General features: G+C 73.7%; 18 protein-coding genes. 6 read left to right on the forward strand and 12 right to left on the reverse strand.

Going from position 1 to position 20,587, the window contains the following annotated elements; translation table 11 throughout:
- Positions 1-3: 3 nt before the first annotated feature.
- From BZZ08_RS29640 to BZZ08_RS29655, 4 genes are all read right to left on the reverse strand, one after another.
- Complete coding sequence (locus tag BZZ08_RS29640) at positions 4-1,602, reverse strand: acyl-CoA carboxylase subunit beta (RefSeq protein ID WP_104635287.1); 1,599 nt, start codon at positions 1,600-1,602, stop codon at positions 4-6.
- Positions 1,603-1,633: 31 nt separating this feature from the next.
- The gene (locus BZZ08_RS29645; protein ID WP_104635288.1) at positions 1,634-3,310 is read right to left on the reverse strand and encodes an acyclic terpene utilization AtuA family protein; all 1,677 of its coding nucleotides are present in this window, start codon (positions 3,308-3,310) and stop codon (positions 1,634-1,636) included.
- On the reverse strand, positions 3,307-4,101 hold the full coding sequence (locus tag BZZ08_RS29650) for a TIGR03084 family metal-binding protein (RefSeq protein ID WP_198601763.1): 795 nt from the start codon (positions 4,099-4,101) through the stop codon (positions 3,307-3,309). Before BZZ08_RS29650 ends, BZZ08_RS29645 begins: the two co-directional genes overlap by 4 nt.
- Before the next feature lie 339 nt (positions 4,102-4,440).
- Positions 4,441-5,424 (reverse strand): EamA family transporter, encoded by a 984-nt coding sequence (locus BZZ08_RS29655; RefSeq protein WP_198601764.1) that lies wholly within the window; start codon positions 5,422-5,424, stop codon positions 4,441-4,443.
- A gap of 196 nt (positions 5,425-5,620) precedes the next feature.
- Here BZZ08_RS29655 and BZZ08_RS29660 point away from each other — a divergent pair, with 196 nt between their 5' ends.
- Together BZZ08_RS29660 and BZZ08_RS29665 are read left to right on the forward strand one after the other, a co-directional pair.
- The gene (locus tag BZZ08_RS29660) at positions 5,621-6,073 is read left to right on the forward strand and encodes an NUDIX hydrolase (protein ID WP_104635290.1); all 453 of its coding nucleotides are present in this window, start codon (positions 5,621-5,623) and stop codon (positions 6,071-6,073) included.
- A gap of 94 nt (positions 6,074-6,167) precedes the next feature.
- Positions 6,168-6,791, forward strand: a complete 624-nt coding sequence (locus BZZ08_RS29665) for an SUKH-4 family immunity protein (protein WP_104635291.1) — start codon at positions 6,168-6,170, stop codon at positions 6,789-6,791.
- A gap of 47 nt (positions 6,792-6,838) precedes the next feature.
- On the opposite strand, the gene BZZ08_RS29670 is transcribed toward BZZ08_RS29665, so the two are convergent.
- Both BZZ08_RS29670 and BZZ08_RS29675 read right to left on the reverse strand, forming a co-directional pair.
- Positions 6,839-7,411, reverse strand: coding sequence for a DinB family protein (locus BZZ08_RS29670; RefSeq protein WP_104635292.1), 573 nt, complete (start codon positions 7,409-7,411; stop codon positions 6,839-6,841).
- A gap of 139 nt (positions 7,412-7,550) precedes the next feature.
- Positions 7,551-9,041, reverse strand: a complete 1,491-nt coding sequence (locus tag BZZ08_RS29675; RefSeq protein WP_198601765.1) for an FG-GAP-like repeat-containing protein — start codon at positions 9,039-9,041, stop codon at positions 7,551-7,553.
- A 332-nt stretch (positions 9,042-9,373) separates the two neighbouring features.
- On the opposite strand from BZZ08_RS29675, the gene BZZ08_RS29680 reads away from it, so the two are divergent.
- Entirely contained in the window at positions 9,374-10,534 is a 1,161-nt protein-coding gene (locus tag BZZ08_RS29680) for an alpha/beta hydrolase family protein (protein ID WP_104635294.1), read from the forward strand.
- Positions 10,535-10,549: 15 nt separating this feature from the next.
- Here BZZ08_RS29680 and BZZ08_RS29685 read toward each other — a convergent pair whose 3' ends face one another.
- Positions 10,550-13,408 carry an FAD-binding and (Fe-S)-binding domain-containing protein gene (locus BZZ08_RS29685; protein ID WP_104635305.1) on the reverse strand — a complete coding sequence of 953 codons (2,859 nt, stop codon included), beginning with the start codon at positions 13,406-13,408 and terminating at the stop codon, positions 10,550-10,552.
- 111 nt (positions 13,409-13,519) lie between these two features.
- On the opposite strand from BZZ08_RS29685, the gene serC reads away from it, so the two are divergent.
- Positions 13,520-14,638 carry a phosphoserine transaminase gene (serC, locus tag BZZ08_RS29690; RefSeq protein WP_104635295.1) on the forward strand — a complete coding sequence of 373 codons (1,119 nt, stop codon included), beginning with the start codon at positions 13,520-13,522 and terminating at the stop codon, positions 14,636-14,638.
- Positions 14,639-14,832: 194 nt separating this feature from the next.
- Positions 14,833-15,225, forward strand: coding sequence for a peptidoglycan-binding domain-containing protein (locus tag BZZ08_RS29695; protein ID WP_104635296.1), 393 nt, complete (start codon positions 14,833-14,835; stop codon positions 15,223-15,225).
- A 60-nt stretch (positions 15,226-15,285) separates the two neighbouring features.
- Here BZZ08_RS29695 and BZZ08_RS29700 read toward each other — a convergent pair whose 3' ends face one another.
- From BZZ08_RS29700 to BZZ08_RS29720, 5 genes are all read right to left on the reverse strand, one after another.
- Positions 15,286-15,960 (reverse strand): response regulator transcription factor, encoded by a 675-nt coding sequence (locus BZZ08_RS29700; RefSeq protein WP_104635297.1) that lies wholly within the window; start codon positions 15,958-15,960, stop codon positions 15,286-15,288.
- Positions 15,957-17,006 (reverse strand): sensor histidine kinase, encoded by a 1,050-nt coding sequence (locus BZZ08_RS29705; RefSeq protein ID WP_241965599.1) that lies wholly within the window; start codon positions 17,004-17,006, stop codon positions 15,957-15,959. Before BZZ08_RS29705 ends, BZZ08_RS29700 begins: the two co-directional genes overlap by 4 nt.
- A gap of 152 nt (positions 17,007-17,158) precedes the next feature.
- Positions 17,159-17,698 (reverse strand): hypothetical protein, encoded by a 540-nt coding sequence (locus BZZ08_RS29710; protein WP_104635298.1) that lies wholly within the window; start codon positions 17,696-17,698, stop codon positions 17,159-17,161.
- Positions 17,699-17,840: 142 nt separating this feature from the next.
- On the reverse strand, positions 17,841-18,683 hold the full coding sequence (locus BZZ08_RS29715) for an ABC transporter permease (RefSeq protein ID WP_104635299.1): 843 nt from the start codon (positions 18,681-18,683) through the stop codon (positions 17,841-17,843).
- Positions 18,680-19,678, reverse strand: coding sequence for an ATP-binding cassette domain-containing protein (locus BZZ08_RS29720; RefSeq protein WP_104635300.1), 999 nt, complete (start codon positions 19,676-19,678; stop codon positions 18,680-18,682). The genes BZZ08_RS29715 and BZZ08_RS29720 overlap by 4 nt, the downstream gene beginning before the upstream one ends.
- A 95-nt stretch (positions 19,679-19,773) precedes the next feature.
- Between BZZ08_RS29720 and BZZ08_RS29725 the strand changes: the two genes are divergently transcribed.
- The coding region (locus BZZ08_RS29725) for a TetR/AcrR family transcriptional regulator (protein ID WP_104635301.1) at positions 19,774-20,587 on the forward strand (814 nt) is incomplete at its 3' end.

The raw sequence follows: 20,587 nt of genomic DNA on the forward strand, positions 1-20,587 counted from the left end.
TCCTCACATCCGGAAGACGCCGAAGCCGCCGCGCGCGCCCTCGTAGGGGGCGGTGTGGAGGGCGGACAGGCACAGGCCGAGGACGGTGCGGGTGTCGCGCGGGTCGATGACGCCGTCGTCGTAGAGCCGCCCGGACAGGAACATGGGCAGCGACTCGGACTCGATCTGCTGCTCCACCATGGCGCGCAGGGCGGCGTCGCCCTCGTCGTCATACGGCTGTCCCTTCGCGGCGGCGGACTGGCGGGCGACGATGGAGAGCACGCCGGCGAGCTGCTGCGGGCCCATGACGGCGGACTTGGCGCTGGGCCAGGCGAAGAGGAAGCGGGGGTCGTAGGCGCGGCCGCACATGCCGTAGTGGCCGGCGCCGTAGGAGGCGCCCAGCAGGACGGACAGGTGGGGGACGCGGGAGTTGGAGACCGCGTTGATCATCATGGCGCCGTGCTTGATGATGCCGCCCTGTTCGTACTCCTTGCCGACCATGTAGCCGGTGGTGTTGTGGAGGAACAGGAGCGGGATGTCGCGCTGGTTGGCGAGCTGGATGAACTGGGCGGCCTTCTGCGACTCCTCGCTGAACAGGACGCCCTGGGCGTTGGCGAGGATGCCGACCGGGTAGCCGTGCAGGCTCGCCCAGCCGGTGGTCAGGCTGGTCCCGTACAGCGGTTTGAACTCGTCGAAGTCGGAGGCGTCGACGACCCGGGCGATCACCTCGCGCGGGTCGAAGGGGGTGCGCAGGTCGCCGGGGACGATGCCGAGGAGTTCCTCGGGGTCGTACTCGGGCGGCTCGGCGAGGGGCGGGTCGGCGTACGCCTTGCGGTGGTTGAGGCGGGCGACGACGCGGCGGGCCTGGCGCAGGGCGTCCGGTTCGTCGACGGCGAAGTGGTCGGCGAGGCCGGAGGTGCGGGCGTGCATCTCGGCGCCGCCCAGCGACTCGTCGTCGCTCTCCTCGCCGGTGGCCATCTTGACCAGCGGCGGCCCGCCGAGGAACACCTTGGCGCGTTCCTTGACCATGATCACGTGGTCGGACATGCCGGGGATGTAGGCGCCCCCGGCGGTCGAGTTGCCGAAGACGACGGCGACGGTGGGGATGCCGGCCGCCGACAGCCGGGTGAGGTCCCGGAAGATCGCGCCGCCGGGGATGAAGATCTCCTTCTGGGAGGGCAGGTCGGCGCCGCCGGACTCGACGAGGCTGATGCAGGGCAGCCGGTTGGCGAGGGCGATGTCGTTGGCGCGCAGGGCCTTCTTCAGCGACCAGGGATTGCTGGCACCGCCGCGCACGGTCGGGTCGTTGGCGGTGATCAGGCACTCGACGCCCTCGACGACGCCGATGCCGGTGACGAGCGAGGCGCCGACCGTGTACTCGCTCCCCCAGGCCGCCAGCGGGGACAGCTCCAGGAAGGGCGTGTCGGGGTCCAGGAGCAGCTCGATGCGCTCGCGGGCGAGGAGCTTGCCGCGCCCCCGGTGCCGGGCGACGTACTTCTCGCCGCCGCCCGCGAGGGCCTTGGCGTGTTCGGCGTCCAGGTCGGCGAGTTTGGCGAGCATCGCCTCGCGGTGGGCGCGGTGGTCGGGGTCGGTGGGGTCCAGGGCGGAGGCGAGGACGGTCACAGCGGGCTCCCCGGGGCGTACGGCGGGACGGTCACAGCAGAACCTCCGGGATGTCCAGGTGCCGGGCGCGCAGCCATTCGCCGAGCGCCTTGGCCTGCGGGTCGAAGCGGGCCTGCGCGGCGACGCCCTCGCCGAGGATGCCCTCGACGACGAAGTTGAGGGCGCGCAGGTTGGGGAGCTGGTGCCGGGTGACGGGCAGGTCGCGGGCCTCGGGGATCAGCTCGCGGAAGCGGTCGGCGGTCAGCTCGTGGGCGAGCCAGCGCCAGGCGTCGTCGGTCCGCGCCCACACGCCGACGTTGGCGTTGCCGCCCTTGTCGCCGCTGCGGGCACCGGCGACGAGTCCGAGGGGGGCGCGGCGGACGGGTCCCGGGGGGAGCGGCCTCGGCAGGGGTGGTTCCGGTACGGGTGCGAGTACGACGGTGTCCTGGGCCGGGGGTGGTGCCACGGTCAGGCGCCGCCCGTCATGGAGGACGGCCACATGGTCGACGGCCCCATGGGGGACGTACACATCCTCGAAGACCCCATAGGGCGCGCCCTTCCCGGGTGGCGCCAGCACATGGAACCCGGGGTAGCCGGCCAGGGCCAGTTCGATCGCGGCGCCGCTCAGCGCCCGCCCGACGACCTGCTGGTCGGCGTCCCGGACGACGAGCCGCAGCAGGGCGCTGGCCGTCTCCTCGGTGGGGGCGTCGGGCCGGTCGGTGCGGGCCAGGTCCCAGCGGACGTCGGTGATCTTGCCGAGGGCTGGTTCCAGCTGCGCCCGGACCAGGTCGGCCTTGGCCTCGATGTCCAGGCCGGTGAGGACGAAGGCGACCTCGTTGCGGAAGCCGCCGAGGCGGTTGAGGCCGACCTTGAGGGTGGGCGGCGGTGCCTCGCCGCGCACGCCCTCGACGCGGACCCGGTCGGGCCCCTCCTGGCCGAGCCGTACGGTGTCCAGCCGGGCGGTGACGTCGGGCCCGGCGTACCGGGCGCCGCCCGTCTCGTACAGCAGCTGGGCGGTGACCGTGCCGACGTCGACGAAGCCGCCGGTGCCGTCGTGCTTGGTGATGACCGAGGTGCCGTCGGCGTGCAGTTCGGCGAGCGGGAAGCCGGGCCGCCGTACGTCGCCGTCCTGGAAGAAGGCGTAGTTGCCGCCGGTCGCCTGTGCCCCGCACTCCAGCAGGTGCCCGGCGACGACCGCGCCCGCGAGCCGGTCGTACTCCGTCGGCTCCCAGCCGAAGTGTGCGACGGCGGGTCCGGTGACCAGCGCGGCGTCGGTGACGCGGCCCGTGACGACCACCTCGGCGCCGGCCCGCAGGCATGCGGCGATGCCGAAGCCGCCGAGGTAGGCGTGCGCGGCCAGTGCTCCCGGGTGGGCGGCGGTGAGGTCGTCGCCCTCGACGTGCGCGACCCGCACCGGGATGCCGAGCCGCTCGGCCAGTGCCCGTACGGCGTCGGCGAGTCCGGCCGGGTTGAGGCCGCCCGCGTTGGCGACGATCCGCACGCCCCGCTCGTGGGCGAGCCCGAGGCACTCCTCCACCTGCCGCAGGAAGGTGCGGGCGTATCCGGCGCCGGGGTCCTTCAGCCGGTCCCGGCCCAGGATGAGCATGGTCAGCTCGGCGAGGTAGTCGCCGGTGAGGACGTCCAGCTCGCCGCCGGTGAGCATCTCGCGCATGGCGGAGAAGCGGTCGCCGTAGAACCCGGAGGCGTTGCCGACGCGGAGCACGCTCACCGGGGCTCCCCCTGTGGCGGGCGCCCGGCTCCGGGCGGTCCGGCGAAGGCCTGGGCGATGTCCAGCCAGCGGTCGGCGTCCGGGCCCTCGGCGGTGAGGGCGAGGTCGGCGCGGTGGGCGCGCTGGGTGGCGAGGAGGCAGAAGTCGAGCGCGGGGCCGGTGACACGCTGCGGGGCGTCCTCGGGGCCGTACGTCCACAGGTCGCCGCCCGGGCCGGTGAGTTCGACGCGGAAGGGCTCGGCGGGCGGGGTGAGCCCGTGGGCGGCGTAGGCGAAGTCCCGGGCCCGGACGCCGATGCGGGCGACGTGCCGCAGGCGGTCGGTGGGCGGGCGGGACACACCGAGGGTCGCCGCGATGTCGAGGCCGTGCGCCCAGGTCTCCATCAGGCGGGCGGTGGCCATGGAGGCGGTGGCCATGGGCGGGCCGTACCAGGGGAAGCGGGCACCGGGGGCGGCGGCGCGCAGCGCCTCGTCGAGGGCGGTGCGGTCCTGCCGCCAGGCCGCCAGCAGCGCGGCGGGGTCCTGCTTCGCCCCCTCCTCGGCGCCGTCGTCGACGTAGCGGTCGGGCGCGGCGAGGGCCTGCTCGACCAGCGCCTTGAACCCGTCCTCGTCGGTGACGGCGACCAGGGCGGCCCGGTCGGTCCAGTTCAGGTGCGCGATCTGGTGGGCGATCGTCCAGCCGGGCGCCGGGGTGGCCAGCCGCCAGTCCTCCGGTCTCGATCCGGCGACCAGGGCGTCGAGTTCCTCGCCCTCCTCGCGCAGGTCGTCGATCACGGGCGTCGGGTCGGACACGGTCGCTCCCCTCGGGCACGGCGATGTGCGGCGCGGTGTGGGGAGGAGCATGGCAGGGCGGCCGGTAACAATCAAGCACGCTTGCATGATTTTGAGCGAGGGCGAAGGCGGGGAAGGCCGAAGCGGCCCGGCATCGATGCGCCAGGCCGCTGGACGGTCGCGCGCTCTCGTTTCCTCTCGGCCGGCCGGACCGTCTCTTCTCGGCCGGCCGGGCCGTCGACTCCATGGAGCCGGACCACGGAGACGGACCACGGAGAGGAACCATGGAGAGGAACGCGGCCTCCGGCAGGACGGTCGGCTTCACCTGGTCGCCTCGTCTGGACGACTCGCCTGGACGACCTAGGGGACGTCGGGCGCTGCCTTGGTCCGGCGCCCCCGGCGTCCTCCGCCCCGACGCCCCACCTGGGTCCGTACCGCGCCCATGCTCGCCACGACGACCAGCGCGACGGCGGCGGACTGGGTGGCGGTCAGGGCCTGGTCGAGGATGAGGAAACCGGCCGCCGCGGCGATGGCGGGCTCCAGGCTCATGAGGACGGCGAAGGTCGGCGCGGGCAGGCGGCGCAGGGCGAGCAGTTCGAGGGTGTAGGGCAGGACGGAGGAGAGCAGGGCGACCCCGGCGCCCAGCGCGAGCGTCACCGGGTCGATCAGCTTCGCCCCCGACTCGACGACACCCAGCGGCAGGAACAGCAGCGCTCCGACCGCCATCGCCAGGGCCAGTCCGTCGGCCTGCGGGAAGCGGCGTCCGGTGCGGGCGCTGAAGACGATGTACGCCGCCCACATGGCGCCCGCCGCCAGGGCGAAGGCGGCACCGGCCGGGTCGAGGCCGTCGAAGCCGCCACCGCCCAGCAGGAAGACGCCCACCAGGGCGAGCCCGGCCCAGACCAGGTTGACCGCGCGGCGGGAGGCGACCACGGACAGGGCGAGCGGGCCGAGCACCTCCAGGGTGACGGCGGGGCCGAGCGGGATGCGGTCGACGGCCTGGTAGAAGAGGCCGTTCATCCCCGCCATGGCGATGCCGAAGACGACGACCGTGCCCCAGTCGGCCCGGGAGTGGCCGCGCAGCCGGGGCCGGCACACCACGAGCATGACGACGGCGGCCACGGCCAGCCGCAGGGTCACCACGCCGAGCGCTCCGGCCCGCGGCATCAGGCTCACCGCCAGCGCGGCACCGAACTGCACGGAGACGCCACCGGCGAGGACCAGGCCGACCGGGCCGAGGGCACCGGACCGCCCGCCCGGCGCACCGTCCGGCACGGACGCGTGGCCGACGGCGGGCGCGGCGACCTGGGACGAGGTGCCGGGGGTGGCGCTGGGGGTACTCACGGGGGCTCCGGGACGGTGTGCGGGTGGGCTACGTTCAGCATGCTGCACTGCACGGTCCAGCGTAATGGACGCTGTCAGGCATGTAGCGCTTTTACGCAACTGTCAGGGCCGGGACGTACGGCTGTCAACGCCCGTCCGCCGGGCGAGCCGGGACCGCCCGGTCCCGGCCGCGAGGCGAGCGGGTACCGTCCACCGGGTGAGCCGACTCCCGACCCGCCTCTGGCGCCTGCTGCGCCCCGTCCAGAGCCGCCTGATGTGGCTGGTGAACGCCAAGTTCGTGGTCGGTGTGACCGGCGTCGTGCGGGACGGCGAGGGGCGGGTCCTGATGCTGAAGCACCGGATGTGGGCGCCGGGCCGCCAGTGGGGTCTGCCGAGTGGCTTCGCGCACCAGGGCGAGGACTTCCGGCAGACCGTCGTCCGGGAGGTCAGGGAGGAGACCGGCCTCGACGTGGAGGTGGGCCGGCTGGTCATGCTGAACAGCGGCCTGCGCACCCGCCTGGAGGTGGCGTACGAGGCCCGGCTGGTCGGCGGCGAGCTGCGCCTGGACCCGTCCGAGATCCTGGAGGCCCGCTGGTGCCGCCCGGACGAACTCCCCGAGGACGTCCAGCCGGTGTGCCGCCCGCTGGTGCGGGGCGAAACAGTGCCCTGAGCACCGGTTGTGGCAACGGTGTCACAGCGACCGTGAAGTGATCCGGCCGGCGCGCCACGGCGCCCGTGGCCCGGCCGAGTGAGGAGTCCCGGCAGTGCTTTTCGACGTCACCCGCGGCGAACTCGTCGACGCCTTCGGCGAGTCCCGGCTCGCGACCCTGCCCGCCGCCGCCTTCCCGCCCCTCGCCGCGGACACCGAGGGCGCCCGCCTCCTGCGGACCGTCGGCGTCCCCACCGGGACGCTCTGGCTGCGTGAGCCGGACGAGGACACCGGACGGCTGCCCGTGATCGGATGCGTCGTCGACACCGGGGACTTCGAGGACGCCCCGCCGGAAGCGGCCGACTGGCCCGTCTTCGGCTGGCTCCTCAACGCCCACCTCGCCCTCGACCCGGGTTCCGGCAAGGTGTACGCCTTCGACGCCGACGAGGAGACGGTGCGGGAACTGCACACGGACGTCTCCTCCCTCGTCCGGGTCGCCGTCCGCTTCCAGCGCCTGCTGGCGGAGTTCGCCTTTGACGGCGACGACGACGAGGAAGCCGGCTTCGAGCGGCTCGACCGCGAGGTGGAGCGCATCCGCCGGGAGACGAGCCGTATCGACCCGCTCCCCTTCCGGGACGAGGAGGACGAGGAGACGGTCTGGTCGGTGATCGGCGAGGAGATCGCCATGGGCCGGCGCTTCGAGGACGGCAGCCCGGGGGCCCGCTCGCTCTACGGGTGATCACCCCGGCGCACCCGCCGGATCCCGCTCGACCGGGCCGCCGCCGGTCACCCCATGCTCTTGGCGCCGTCCAGGGACTCCCGGATGATGTCGGCGTGACCCGCGTGCTGGGCGGTCTCGGCGATGATGTGCATCAGCACCCGGCGCGCCGACCACTCGGCGTCGGCCTCGAACCACGGCGCCTTCGGCAACGGCTGCGTGGCCCCCAGGTCGGGCAGCGTGGCGACCAGTTCCTCGGTCCGGCGGGCCGCCTCGGCGTAGTCGTCCAGCACACCGGCCAGCGTCTCGCCGGGCAGCATCTTGAACTCGTCGGCCCGCCGGGCCCAGTCGGCCTCGGTCATGGCGGTGAAGTCACCCATCGCGGAGGGGCCGTCCACGATGAAGCCGGCCCAGTTCCGCTCGACCGCGGTGACGTGCTTGATCAGGCCGCCCAGGCACAGCTCACTGGCGGTGGTCCGGAGTCCGGCCTGCTCGTCGGTGAGGTCACGGGTGGTGAACCGCAGGAAGTGCCGGTGCTTGGCCAGCGTCTCCAGCAGGTCCGCACGCTCGCCGGTGAGGGCCGGGGCCTCGGTCAGGTCGGGGGTGGTGGGCTCGCTGGTGAAGGACTCGCTGGTGGTCATGGTCTCCGCCTTCCGGTGTTCCTGCTCCGTCGGTCAAGGAACACGTTAGGGGCCGTATAGGTCAGTTCCGGTCCTAGATCACAGCGCAGCTGCCGGAGAATGCCGGAACCGACGGCAGCGGCCGCAAGAGACGGGCTGCCTAGTGGGCGATCTCCCCGCCACCCATCAGCAGGCCCAGCCCCTCGGTGTCGTCGAAGACGTCCCCCGACAGCCGGGTGACGCCCGCGGTGGAGGGACCGTCCGCGGTACCGGGCAGCAGGTGGGCGACGCCGTCGACCGTGTCGCTGCCCGGCGCGGTCACCACGAGGTCGGCGTGACCGTCGCCGTCGAGGTCGGTGAGGCCCACGGCGCTGCCGAAGTCGGCGTCCCCGCCCGGCGCGGCGCCCAGGTCGTCCCCGTCGAACAGCCGGGCGCCCGCACCGCTGAGCCCGTCCGGCCCGCCCTTCAGGTACAGCACCTGCTCCGGCCCCGGCTCTCCGTACACGTCCCACCGGGGAGCCCCGGCGACCACGTCGGCGTACCCGTCGCCGTTGACGTCGCCCGTGTCCAGGCCGGTGAAGACGGCGTCCTCGTCCTGGGGTTCCTCGTCGGGTACGCCGGGGGTGTCGCGGTCGACGGTCGTCGTCCGCTCCCCCGGCCCGGTCTTCGACCCGTAGACCACCGTCACCGAGCTGCGGCTCGCGTCGCCGCCCCGGGGACTGAGGACCAGGTCGCCGTACCCGTCGCCGTCCACGTCGCCGATCGCCCCCTCGCCCGCGTCGGGGAGCCGGGTGCCCTCGGGCTGCGTGAAGCCGGCCCGGCCGCCGCGCAGGTAGCTCACCGGCTGGTTCCTCTCGCGCCAGGGAACCTCGGGTCCGGTGTCGGCGTCGTGGAAGCTCACCAGGTCGTCGACGCCGTCGCCGTCGAGGTCCCCGGCGAGCAGGTCGTCGTAGTTCGCGGCCGCGACGTCCGGGGCGGGACGGCGCGGAGCGGGGACGGGGCCCGTCGCGGCGGGGGTGCCGTCCCGCCCGAAGGGCCCCTTGAGCAGCCCCTTGCCCGAGCCGAGCCCGAAGACCAGGTCCGCGTGCCCGTCACCGTCGAAGTCACCGCCGACGAGCTGCTCGTCCAGGATCGGGTCGTCTCCCCAGGAGACGTGGCTGCCGTCCGTCCCCGGCACCCGGACGGCACGCGAGAGCCCGTCCTCGGACCCCCACAAGATGATCACGCTCGGCTTCCAGTCGAAGACGGAGGCGGCGAGGTCGGTGTACCCGTCCCCGTCGAAGTCGCGAGCCACGACATCGCTCCCGAAGAACGCCTCGTCCCGATTGCCGCCCGGTATCCCGGGGTCGTCCTGCGTCAGGTACTGACACCGGTCGACCCTTGTCCCGTCCCCGGCCCCGTACACGACCTCGACACTGCCGCCGCCGGCCCCGTCCGCCACGCTCCCCATCGAGCCGAGGGCCAGGTCGGGGTGCCCGTCCCCGTCGAAGTCGGCGGCACCGTCCGGCACGGGCGCGGAGGCCGCGGTGCCGTGGTCGACGGTGCCGGTCCCGCATCCGTACGGCGCTGCGATGTCGTCCGGCCCCCCGTCGGCGACCACCATCCCCACGGCGACCGCCAACGCGACGACGACCGCACCGCCCCCGACCACCCACGTCCGCCTACCACCCCGCCACCGCGACTCCGCCTCCACCTGATCACCCGAACCGTGCATACGAACGATCACGCGATGACCGCTGCACGCGGTTCCGCCGCCTCAGCCGGGCCGACGCCCAACGACCAGCAGGTGCGAACTCGCCGCCCCGGCATTCTCATGGCCGCCCGGCGGCGCTGCGCGTGGCCGAGAGCCGGGGACGCGGGCTCCGGGGCCTGAACTGATTCCACGGTGCCATCCGGGGCCCCGGGGGTCAGTCTCCGGGCGTACACCCAAGTACCGCCGCAGGCCGACGTGTTGAGCAGGCGCCGGCGCCTAACGTCGTGCGCATGACCGGCAGATCACGCACCTCACGCAGATCCGTCCTGACCGCACTGCTCGCGGGAGCCGTGTCCGTCCCCCTCCTGGGGGCCGCGCCCGCGTCGTCGGCCGCCACCGACACCTTGGAGCTGCCCTCCCCCACCGGTCCCCGCCCCGTCGGCCGCCGCACCCTGCACCTCGTCGACCGGCACCGCACCGACCCCTGGGTGCCGACGGCCCGGGGCAGGGAGCTGATGGTGTCCGTGTCCTACCCGGCGCGCTCGTCCGGCGGGGACACGGCGGGGTACATGACCGAGAGCGAGGCGCGACGGCTCCTGGAGGCCAAGGGGCTCGCCGGGGTCGTACCGGCCGCGACGGTCGCGGGAACGCGGACGCACGCGCAGGTCGACGCGGCCCCTGCGCCGGGCCGCTTCCCCCTCGTCCTGCTGTCCCCCGGTTTCTCGATGCCGCGCACCACGCTCACCGCGCTCGCCGAGGAACTGGCCGCCCGCGGTTACGTCGTCGCCGCCGTGGACCACGCCTACGAGTCCGTCGGGACGGAGTTCCCCGGGGGGCGGGTCCCGCCGTGCGTGGCCTGCGACCGCGTCGGCGTCGATGTCGAGGAGGCGACCGTCGTGGCAGGCCGGGCGGCGGACCTGTCCTTCGTGATCGACGAGCTGACCGACCGCCGGAGAGCGGGGGCACTGGCGCACGTGATCGATCCGCGCCGTATCGGTGTCGCCGGGCACTCGATCGGCGGAGCGGCCGCCATGGCGACGATGGAGGCCGACCGCCGGGTGCGGGCGGGGGTCAACCTGGACGGCGGCTTCTTCGTACGCGACGCGGGGGCCGGGCTCGGCCGGCGCCCGTTCATGATGATCGGCGCCGAGGCCGTCCATGGTCCCGCCAACACCGGCAGCGACTGGGCCGCCACCTGGAACCGCCTGTACGGCTGGAAACGCTGGCTGACCGTAACGGGGGCCGGGCACTTCTCCTTCACCGACATCCCCTGGCTGGCCGAGCAGCTGGGGCTCGCTGATCCGGAGGTTCCCCTCCCGGGTGAGCGGGGTTGGTACCTCACCCGCGACTATGTCCGGGCCTTCTTCGACCTCCACCTGCGGGGCGTCCCCCAGCCGCTCCTCAATGGTCCTACGTCCTCCCACCCGGAGGTCGTTTTCCACCAGCCGTAGAAGCCCCCGGCAGCCTCACTCCAGCCCCTCCGCCAGCACCTCCGCCAGATGCCGCCCCCGCACACCCGCCAGCTGCTCCAGCTGGGTCCGGCACGAGAAACCGTCCGCCAGGACCACCGCGCCCCCGGGCGCCTCGCGGACCGCCGGGAGGAGCTGGTCCTCCGCGCACGCGGCCGACACCTCGTAGTGGCCGGCCTCGAAGCCGAAGTTGCCCGCGAGGCCGCAGCAGCCGCCGCTCAGCTCGCCGGTCAGGCCCGCCGACTCGCGCAGCCGACGGTCGGCCGCGTCGCCCAGGACCGCGTGCTGGTGGCAGTGGGTCTGGCCGGCGACTGGACGGTTCACGGCGGGCGGGGTCCAGTCGGGGGCGTGGCGTTCCAGGGCCTCCGCGAAGGTCAGGACGCGTGAGGCCAGCCGGGCCGCGCGCGGGTCGTCGTGCAGCAGCTCGGGCAGGTCCGTGCGCAGGGCGGCGGCGCAGCTCGGCTCCAGGACGACGACCGGCGCGGACGTCTCCAGCACCGGGGCCATCAGGTCCAGCGTGCGGCGCAGCACCGCGCGGGCGCGGTCCAGTTGACCCGTGGACACGTACGTCAGGCCGCAGCAGACCCGGCTCCGGCGTGCCGTCAGCGAAGACAGGAGCGGGGCCGCCGACCTCGACGTACCGTCCCCGACCACCGCCCGTCCCCGCAGCGTCGGCGGCAGCACCACCCGCAGCCCGGCCGCCTCCAGCACCCGTACGGCCGCCCGGCCCACGGAGGGCGAGAGGTGTTCGGTGAAGGTGTCGGGCCACAGGACCACCAGGTCCCCTCCCTCGGCCGGTCCGCCCCGCCCCCGCCACCACCCGCTGAACGTCTCCCCCGCCAGCCGCGGCACCTCCCGCTCGCCCGCGATCCCGCCGAGCCGTTTCGCCACCGCGGCCAACGGCCGTACCGACGCGAGCGCGTTGACGACCGGCGCCATCCGCGCCCGTGCCGCCCAGCGCAGCCACACCGGCAGCCAGCCCATCGTGTAGTGGGCGGCGGGCCGGCGGCGCCCCTCGTAGTGGTGGTGCAGGAACTCCGCCTTGTACGTGGCCATGTCGACCTCGACCGGGCAGTCGGAGCGGCAGCCCTTGCAGGACAGGCACAGGTCCAGGGCGTCCCGGACCTCCGGCGAGCGCCAGCCGTCCGTCACCAGCTCACCCGCGAGCATCTCGTGCAGCAGACGGGCCCGGCCGCGCGTGGAGTGCGCCTCGTCCCCCGTCGCGCGGAACGACGGGCACATCACCGCCGGCCCGGACACGGACGTCGTACGGCACTTGGCGACCCCCACGCAGCGGCGTACCGCCGCCGAGAAGTCGCCGCCGTCGGACGGGTAGCCGAACTCCACGTCCACGGGCTCTCGCGGCAACACGGCAAAGCGCAGGTTCGCGTCGAGCGGCGCCGGTCGGACCAGCATCCCCGGGTTGAGGAGGTCGTCCGGGTCCCAGACGGCCTTCGCGCGTTCGAAGAGGGCGACCGTCTCCGCGCCGTACATCCTCGGCAGCAGCTCGGCCCGTGCCTGCCCGTCGCCGTGCTCCCCGGAGAGGGAGCCGCCGTGCGCCACGACCACGTCCGCCAGCTCCTGCGAGAAGCGGCGGAAGCGGGCCACCCCGGCCTCCGTCAGCAGGTCGAAGTCGATGCGTACGTGGATGCAGCCGTCACCGAAGTGCCCGTACGGCGTGCCGCGCAGATCGTGGGCGGTGAGCAGGCGCCGGAAGTCGCGCAGATAGCCGCCCAGCCGGGCCGGCGGCACCGCGCAGTCCTCCCACCCCGGCCACGCCTCCCTGCCGTCCGGCATCCGCGTCGCCGTACCGCTCGCGTCCTCCCTGATCCGCCACAGCGTCCGCTGCCCGGCCGGGTCGGTGACCACGAGGGCGTCCACCACGTCCGCCGCGCGGACCACCGCCTCCGCACGCGCGCGGGCCTCCGCCTCCGTGTCGCCGCCGGTCTCCACGAACAGCCAGGCCCCGCCCCGCGGCAGCCCTTCCGTGGACGGCACCAGGTCCACCGCCATGCCCTCCACGGTCAGCGGGCCGAGCGGCAGCAACCCGGCCGCCGCCTCGGCCGCGCCCGCCTCGTCGGCGTATCCCAGCACCGCCAGCGCACGCGCGCGGGGCGACTCGACCAGCCGCACGACCGCCTCGGTCAGCACGCCGAGTGTGCCCTCCGAGCCGCAGAAGGAGCGGGCCACGTCCGCGCCCTTCTCCGCGAGCAGGGCGTCCAGCGCGTAGCCGGAGATGCGGCGGGGGAGGTCGGGAAAGCCGGTGCGCAGGCGGGCCAGGTCGCCGTCCACGAGGTCGCGCAGGCCCTCCGGGGCGCCGGCCCACTCCGGCCCGAGCCGCAGCCGCCGGCCGCGCGCGGTCAGCACCGACAGTTCGCGCACGCTGTCCGCCGTCGTGCCCCAGGCCACCGAGTGGGAGCCGCAGGAGTTGTTGCCGATCATGCCGCCGAGCGTGCAGCGGCTGTGGGTGGAGGGGTCGGGGCCGAAGCGCAGCCCGTGCGGGGCGGCGGCGTCCTGGAGGCGGTCGAGGACCAGCCCCGGCTGGACGACGGCCGTACGCGCCTCCGGATCGAGGGCGAGCAGCCGGTTCATGTGCCGGGTGAAGTCCAGCACCACGCCCGTGCCCGTCGCCTGCCCGGCGATCGACGTCCCGCCGCCGCGCGCCACGACCGGTACGCCGTGCTCCCGGCACACCTCCAGTACCGCCGCCACGTCGTCGGCGTCCCTCGGCGCCACGACACCGAGCGGGACCCTCCGGTAGTTCGAGGCGTCCATGGTGGTCAGCGCCCGGGAGGTGACGTCGAACCCGACCTCGCCGCGGACGGCCCTGCGCAGTGCTGCCTCCAGATCGGTCATGCCCTCCAGCATGGGCTCTCGTGGGTCCGTACAGGTCCGCACGGCGGAGATCTCGTCTCATCGGACGGACATGTCTTCGTCCGGTTTGGCCGAGGCGATACCCTCCGGCTCGTGGCTGAGATCCAGATTCCTGCTGACATCAAGCCCGCGGACGGTCGATTCGGCGCGGGCCCCTCCAAGGTGCGGGTGGAGGCGCTGGACGCCCTGGCCGCCACCGGTACGTCCCTGCTCGGCACCTCCCACCGCCAGGCGCCCGTCAAGAACCTGGTCGGCAAGGTCCGCGAGGGCATCCGCGAGCTGTTCCGGCTCCCCGACGGCTACGAGGTGATCCTCGGCAACGGCGGCTCCACCGCGTTCTGGGACGTCGCGACCCACGGCCTGATCGAGAACAAGTCGCAGCACCTGAGCTTCGGCGAGTTCTCCTCCAAGTTCGCCAAGGCCGCGAGGCTCGCCCCGTGGCTCGCCGAGCCGACCGTCGTCTCCTCCGACCCGGGCACCCACCCCGAGGCCCGCGCCGAGGCCGGCGTGGACGTGTACGGCCTCACGCACAACGAGACCTCGACCGGTGTCGCCATGCCGATCAAGCGCGTGGCCGGTGCCGACGAGGGTGCCCTCGTGCTGGTCGACGCGACGTCCGGCGCGGGCGGCCTGCCGGTGGACGTCACCGAGACCGACGTCTACTACTTCGCCCCGCAGAAGTCCTTCGCCTCCGACGGCGGCCTGTGGATCGGCGTGTTCTCCCCGGCCGCGATCGAACGCGCCGAGCGGATCCACGCGTCCGGCCGCCACGTCCCGGAGTTCTTCTCGCTGCCGACCGCGATCGACAACTCCCGCAAGAACCAGACGTACAACACCCCGGCGCTCGCGACGCTCTTCCTGCTGGGCGAGCAGCTGGACTGGATGAACGGCCAGGGCGGCCTGGACTTCACCACCGCCCGCACCAAGGACTCCTCGTCCCGCCTGTACACGTGGGCCGACGAGTCGAAGTACGCCACCCCGTTCGTCTCGGACCCGGCCAAGCGCTCTCAGGTCATCGGCACCATCGACTTCGCCGACGACATCGACGCCGCCGCCGTCGCCAAGGTGCTGCGCGCCAACGGCGTCGTCGACACCGAGCCGTACCGCAAGCTCGGCCGCAACCAGCTGCGCGTCGCGATGTTCCCGGCGATCGACCCGGCGGACGTCGAGGCGCTCACGCAGTGCGTCGACTACGTCATCGAGAAGCTGTAGTCGTCACCGGTACGACGCGGAAGGGGCGCCCGGCGGATCACCCGCCGGGCGCCCCTTCCGCGTTGGTCGTCAACTCCCGCCGTACCACGCGCGTTGCAGGCGTCGACCCCGCTACCGCACCGGTTTACGCCGAAGTCAATCCAGCAGGGGACGCGGGCCGCACGGAGTGGGCCGTACGTTCGACGGGCGATCGGATGTCACCTCTCTCCACACTCCACGAACTGGTCCCGGAGGAACGCATGATCACCCACCGGCGAATCGCCGTGTCGCTCTCCGCCCTGTCCCTGGCCGTGCTGGGTGCGCTGGGGGTTCCCGGCACCGCCCAGGCGGTCACCGCGGCCCCGTCCGGAGCGACGGCGAACTACTGCTCGGAAGGCTGGAGCCAGAACCACCCCACCATCGGGTGGGGCAGTGCGGGCAACGCCGTACGCCACGCGCAGTGCAAGCTCGGAAAGTGGGGACGCCATGTCGCGATCGACGGCGTCTTCGGCCGGGAGACCTACAACGCGACCGTCTCGCTCCAGCGGGAGTGCGGCATCCCCGTTGACGGGGTCATCGGCCCGCAGACGTGGCGGTGCATCGACTGAGCCGCCCGTCCGCCCGTCCGGCCACGGGCACCCGGCTTGTCGCGACCGCGGGGCCCGGCCTCAGGCCAGCCCCGCCGCGAGGGCGCGGCGGACCGCGTCGGCGCGGTCCCGGATGTGGGCCTTGGCGAACAGGTTGTTGATGTGGGTCTTGACCGTGGCCTCGCTGATGAAGAGCTTCTCGGCGATGCCCCGGTTGGACAGGCCCTGGCCGATCAGGGCGAGGACCTCGCGCTCGCGGGGGGTGAGGTCGTCCGGCAGGGGCTGTTGGGCGGCCGGCCGGCCGGGGGCCTTCGCCCTGGCCGTGGCCAGCAGCCGGTCCTGGACCTCGCGGTCGAGGACGGACTGGCCCGCGCCGGCGGCCCGGATCGCCCGGGTGATGTCCTGGCGTCCCGCGTTCTTGGTGAGGTATCCGCGGGCACCGGCGCCCAGCGCGCCCAGGATCGAGTCGTCGTCGGCGAAGGTGGTCAGGACGACCACCGCCACCTCCGGATGCTCCTCGGTCAGGCGACGGGTCGTCTCGATGCCGTCCATCACGGGCATGCGCAGGTCCATCAGCACCACGTCGACGGGCCCCGCGGCCACCGCCGCCAGTACCTCGCCGCCGTCCGCGGCCGCCGCGACGACGTCGATGTCGTCGGCCAGCCCGAGCACCGCGGCGAGCGGCTCTCGCACGGCGGCCTGGTCGTCCGCGACGACCACCTTCAACCGCACGGGGCTCCCCACCTGTTCACTCATCCCGGAATCACCGCTTCCACCTGCCAGCCGCCCTGGTCCCGCCCCTCGGTGACCGGCCCCGCGCTGACGCTCCCGCCCAGCAGGGCGACGCGCTCGCGCATCCCGATCAACCCCATCCCGCTGCCGACGCCCGGGGTCACCGCACGGGTGGCGGGCCGGTTGCGGACCCTCAGTGTGATCGACGCGGCGGTGAACGTCAGCTCCACGGCGGCCCTTCCGCCGGGGGCGTGCCGGGCGGCGTTGGTCAGGGCCTCCTGGGCGATCCTCAGCAGGCCCTGGGTCACCTGGGCCGACGGCTCGCGGACGGTGCCGGTGACGGTGAGGGCGTCGTGGTGGCCCGCCGATTCGATCATCGCGGTCAGGCTCTCCAGCAGCGGCAGCGCGTCCTCCCGCAGCGCGTGCACGGTCCACTGCGCCTGCTTCAGGCTCTCCTTGACCAGGCCGTGGGCCTTGTCGTTGGCCTCCCGGACCTTCTCCAGGTCACCGGTGTCGAGCAGCGCGTCGGCCAGCTCCAGCTGCATGTTGATCCCGGCGAGGGAGTGCGCGAGGACGTCGTGCACGTCCCGGGCGATCCGGCCGCGCTCGGTGAGGACGGCGGTGCGGGCCTCCGCGCGGGCGGCGCGTTCCGCCGACTCGGCGGCCGACAGCGCCGACCGTACGGCCTGGCGCTGGCTGCGGTTGACGATGCCGACCACGACCGGGACGCCGGTGGTGAGACCGAGCACCCAGGGCAGCTCCGGGTGCCCCGGCCCGAGGTCGAAGTACAGGACACCGGCGCAGAGCAGGGAGCACGTCGCCGCGAGGGCCAGGGCCCGCCTGGTCTCGAGCCGGTAGCCGATGTGGCCGGCGAGGAAGAAGGCGAACAGGTAGCCCGTACCGCTGCCGCTGACGCCGATCAGGGCGGCGGCCGCGACGATGCCGAGCGTGAGCCAGGTGAGCGCCGCTCGCGCGGGGACCCGGTTCTCGGGCAGGGACCGGGCCAGCAGGGCCGCGGAGTTGAGCACGAAGAGGACGGCGACCGCCAGTCCCTGGCCGCTGATCCCCATGGGCCTGATCGTCAGCGCTCCTACCGCGACGACCGCGAGGCTCAGGCCCCACTGCGTACGCGGGTCCTGACCGGGGACCGGCCGCGGGTCCGCCCCCGGGTCCGGGGGCGGGGCGCTCTTGGTGGCGGACACCGGCCGAACATAGCGCCCGGTCAGGCCGTACGGTCGAGGACGGGCGCGGTGCGAGCGGCGGGAGCCACGGCGCGGGCGTGGGCCCGGCTGCGCAGGTAGATGGTGCCCACCCGCGTGACCACCTCGGTGACCGCCATCAGCACGAACGCCGTCACCCACGCCTGGTCGCCCGTGATGTGGTGGGCGATGCTGAACCGGGCGACGTCGTCGGCACCGCCGCCGTGCTCGACCCAGACCTGGAAGCCCATGCGGGCGCCCATGCCCAGCACCCACAGGAGCGCCGACACCGCGCCGGCCTTGATCATGAGATGTCCGTCCAGGGCCCGGATCCGGGTGTAGACGCCACCCGCGACGCCGAGCACGGCGCCCACGGCCGCCAGGGCCGCGATCAGCACCAGGTCGTTGCCGCCGGTCGGGACGGAGTCCAGGTAGGAGTACGCCACGAAGGCCACGATCCCCAGCGGGATCAGGAAGGTCCTGCGGTCGAGTCGGCCTTCCCGCAGCTGCCGGAAGACGACGAGGACGAGGGCGATGTCGGTGATCCACTCGGTCGTTGTCATGCCCTCAAGGCTGCTCCGACCGGGCGCTCAGCACCTGGACCCATGGGTGGAGCCGGGGGTGGAGTTCCCCCGGCCCTCCGGTCACCACCCCCGGCCCGGCCGTGGGTCTCCACCCCGGGCCCGGCCGCCACCCCGGGCGCCCCTACCGGCCGAGCCGCTGGAACCTGCGTACCGCCAGCGGCAGGAAGACCGCCGTCAGGATGACCGGCCACACGCCCGCCATCAGCAGCGCGTGCCGCTCGACCCACGAGTCGCCGCCGCCGACCGGCGTGCCGAACAGCTCGCGGGCGGCCGCCGCCGTGGAGGAGATCGGGTTCCAGGCGGCCACCCAGCCCAGCCAGTCGGGCATGAGCTGCGGGGCGACGAAGATGCTGGAGATCATCGTCAGCGGGAAGGCCACGGCGAACAGGCCGCCCGCCGCCTCCGGGTTGGGGACCAGCAGGCCCAGCCACACCCCGATCCAGATCAGCGCGAACCGCAGCCACAGCAGCAGCCCGAACGCGGCCAGGAAGCCCCAGCCGCCGTCCGGACGCCAGCCCATGGCCATCGCGGTCAGCATCATGATGGCCAACTCCGCGCAGGCGACGACCAGATCGGTCACCCCGCGCCCCGCCACCACCGCGGACGACGCCATCGGCATCGAGCGGAACCGGTCGATGACCCCCTTGGTGGAGTCGTACACGACGACGGTCGCGGTGTTGATGAAGCCGAACGCCATGGTCATCACGAACATGCCCGGCATCAGGAAGTCCTTGTAGTCCCCGCCGCCGGGCACCCTCATCGCGCTGCCGAAGACATAGCCGTAGAGGAGGACGGACAGGATCGGGAAGCCCAGCTGCCAGGCGATGTTGACGGGCTGGCGCTGGTAGTGGGTCAGGCCGCGGCGGACGATGTTGCCGCAGTCGGCCAGCAGCCAGTACAGCCTCCCGCGCTCGGGCGGGGCCGTCGCCGGACCGGCGGCGCCGTCGAGGTCGAGGGTGCTCATGCCGCCACCGCCTCCTTCTCCGTGCTCGCCGCGTCCTTCGCGTGCTCCGCGCCCGTGCGGTGGCCGGTCAGGCGCAGGAACACGTCGTCGAGGCTCGGCCTGCGCAGTCCGATGTCCTCCACCGCGACACCCTCGTCCTGGAGGGTGCGCGCCACCTCGGTCAGGGCCGACACCCGGTCGGTGACCGGGGCGTGCACGCGCCGCGCCTCCTCCTCCACCGCCGGTTCGCCCCGGCAGACCCGGGCGACCGTCCTCACCGCCCGCGGGATCTCGGCCCGGTCCGCGACCACGACCTCGATCCGGTCGCCGCCGACCAGGTTCTTCAGCCCGTCCGGGGTGTCGTCGGCGATGGCCCGGCCCCGGTCGATGACGGTGATGCGGGAGGCGAGCTTGTCGGCCTCCTCCAGGTACTGCGTGGTCAGCAGGACCGTCGTGCCGCTCGCCACCAGCGCCCGGACCGACTCCCAGACCTCGCCGCGGCTGCGCGGGTCCAGGCCCGTCGTCGGCTCGTCCAGGAACAGGACGGACGGGGCGAGGATCATCGACGCGGCGAGGTCCAGGCGGCGCCGCATGCCGCCGCTGTACTTGCCCACGCCCCGGTCGGCGGCGTCGGTCAGATCGAACCGCTCCAGCAGCTCGACCGCCCGGGCCCGGGCCCGCCTGCCGCCCAGGTGGAACAGGCGCCCGAACATCTCCAGGTTCTGCCGGCCGGTGAGCACCTCGTCCACGGCCGCGTACTGGCCGGTGAGGCCGATCCGCGCCCGCACCTCACGGGGCTGCCGGGCGATGTCGAGGCCCGCCACCTCGGCCCGTCCGCCGTCGAGCCGGATCAGCGTGGACAGGATGCGCACCGCCGTGGTCTTGCCCGCGCCGTTCGGTCCGAGCAGGCCGTGCACGGTGCCCTCGCGGACGGTCAGGTCGAAGCCGTCCAGGGCGCGCTTGTCGCCGTACCTCTTCTCCAGGCCCTCGGCCCGTACCGCGTACGTGTCGCTCATGGGTCCCAGCCCCCTTTCACTTCCCAACTGAGTACACCGTACCCGATTGCGCGTACGCCGTACTCACTTTTTCGGCGCGGACTTAAACTGACCCCATGGCGAGCGGTACGGAGACCAGCGGCAGCGGCGACATCGGCCGCACCCTCGAACTGTTGTGGGACACCGGCCGGCGCCCCAGCCGGGGCCCGAGGCCGGGGCTGACGCTGGAGCGGATCGTGGAGGCCGCCGTCGAGGTCGCGGACCGGGACGGTCTCGGCGCGGTCTCGATGCGCCGGATCGCCACCGAGCTGGGCACCGGCACGATGTCCCTGTACCGCTACGTCCCCGGCAAGGGCGAGCTGCTCGACCTGATGCTGGACCGCGTGCAGCGCCCGTCCGAGAACCCCGCCGACCTCGGCGACGGCGGCTGGCGCCCGGCGCTGGAGGCCCTCGGCCACGCCACGCTCGCCCTCTACCGCCGCCACACCTGGCTGCTGGAGGTCAACCAGTCCCGGCCGATCCTCGGTCCGTCCGCCCTGGACGGCATGGAGAAGGTTCTCGCCCGGATCAGACCGATGGGTCTGACCGACCCCGAGCTGGTCTCGGTGATCGTCATGATCGACGGGTACGTCGTCGGCGCCGCCCGCACGCAGGTGTACGAGCGGGAGGCCGAGCGCGGCTCCGGACTGACGGACGCGGAGTTCTGGCAGGCCCAGCAGCCGGTGCTGGTGAAGGCCATGAGCAGTGGACGCTACCCCGTGCTGTCCTCCCTCTCCGAGGACGCCTTCGGCACCGGCTTCGACCACTTCGAGTTCGGGCTGCAACGCATTCTGGACGGGCTGGAGGTCCTGGTGACCGCACGCCGGGCCGCCGCCGCCCCGGCCTCGGCCCCGGCCCCGGCCTCGGCCCCGGCCCCGGCCCCGGGGGACG

The sequence above is a fragment of the Streptomyces sp. MH60 genome (genome assembly GCF_002939385.1).
In the GTDB taxonomy this organism is placed as follows: domain Bacteria; phylum Actinomycetota; class Actinomycetes; order Streptomycetales; family Streptomycetaceae; genus Streptomyces.

What these genes read in the sequence shown, in the direction of transcription:
- BZZ08_RS29670 (WP_104635292.1), bottom strand. Translation starts at nt 7,411, where the DNA reads ATGACCACCAGCGAGTCCTTCACCAGCGAGCCCACCACCCCCGACCTG.
- BZZ08_RS29680 (WP_104635294.1), top strand. Translation starts at nt 9,374, where the DNA reads ATGACCGGCAGATCACGCACCTCACGCAGATCCGTCCTGACCGCACTG.
- BZZ08_RS29685 (WP_104635305.1), bottom strand. Translation starts at nt 13,408, where the DNA reads ATGACCGATCTGGAGGCAGCACTGCGCAGGGCCGTCCGCGGCGAGGTC.
- BZZ08_RS29695 (WP_104635296.1), top strand. Translation starts at nt 14,833, where the DNA reads ATGTCACCTCTCTCCACACTCCACGAACTGGTCCCGGAGGAACGCATG.
- BZZ08_RS29700 (WP_104635297.1), bottom strand. Translation starts at nt 15,960, where the DNA reads ATGAGTGAACAGGTGGGGAGCCCCGTGCGGTTGAAGGTGGTCGTCGCG.
- BZZ08_RS29705 (WP_241965599.1), bottom strand. Translation starts at nt 17,006, where the DNA reads ATGGGGATCAGCGGCCAGGGACTGGCGGTCGCCGTCCTCTTCGTGCTC.
- BZZ08_RS29710 (WP_104635298.1), bottom strand. Translation starts at nt 17,698, where the DNA reads ATGACAACGACCGAGTGGATCACCGACATCGCCCTCGTCCTCGTCGTC.
- BZZ08_RS29715 (WP_104635299.1), bottom strand. Translation starts at nt 18,683, where the DNA reads ATGAGCACCCTCGACCTCGACGGCGCCGCCGGTCCGGCGACGGCCCCG.
- BZZ08_RS29720 (WP_104635300.1), bottom strand. Translation starts at nt 19,678, where the DNA reads ATGAGCGACACGTACGCGGTACGGGCCGAGGGCCTGGAGAAGAGGTAC.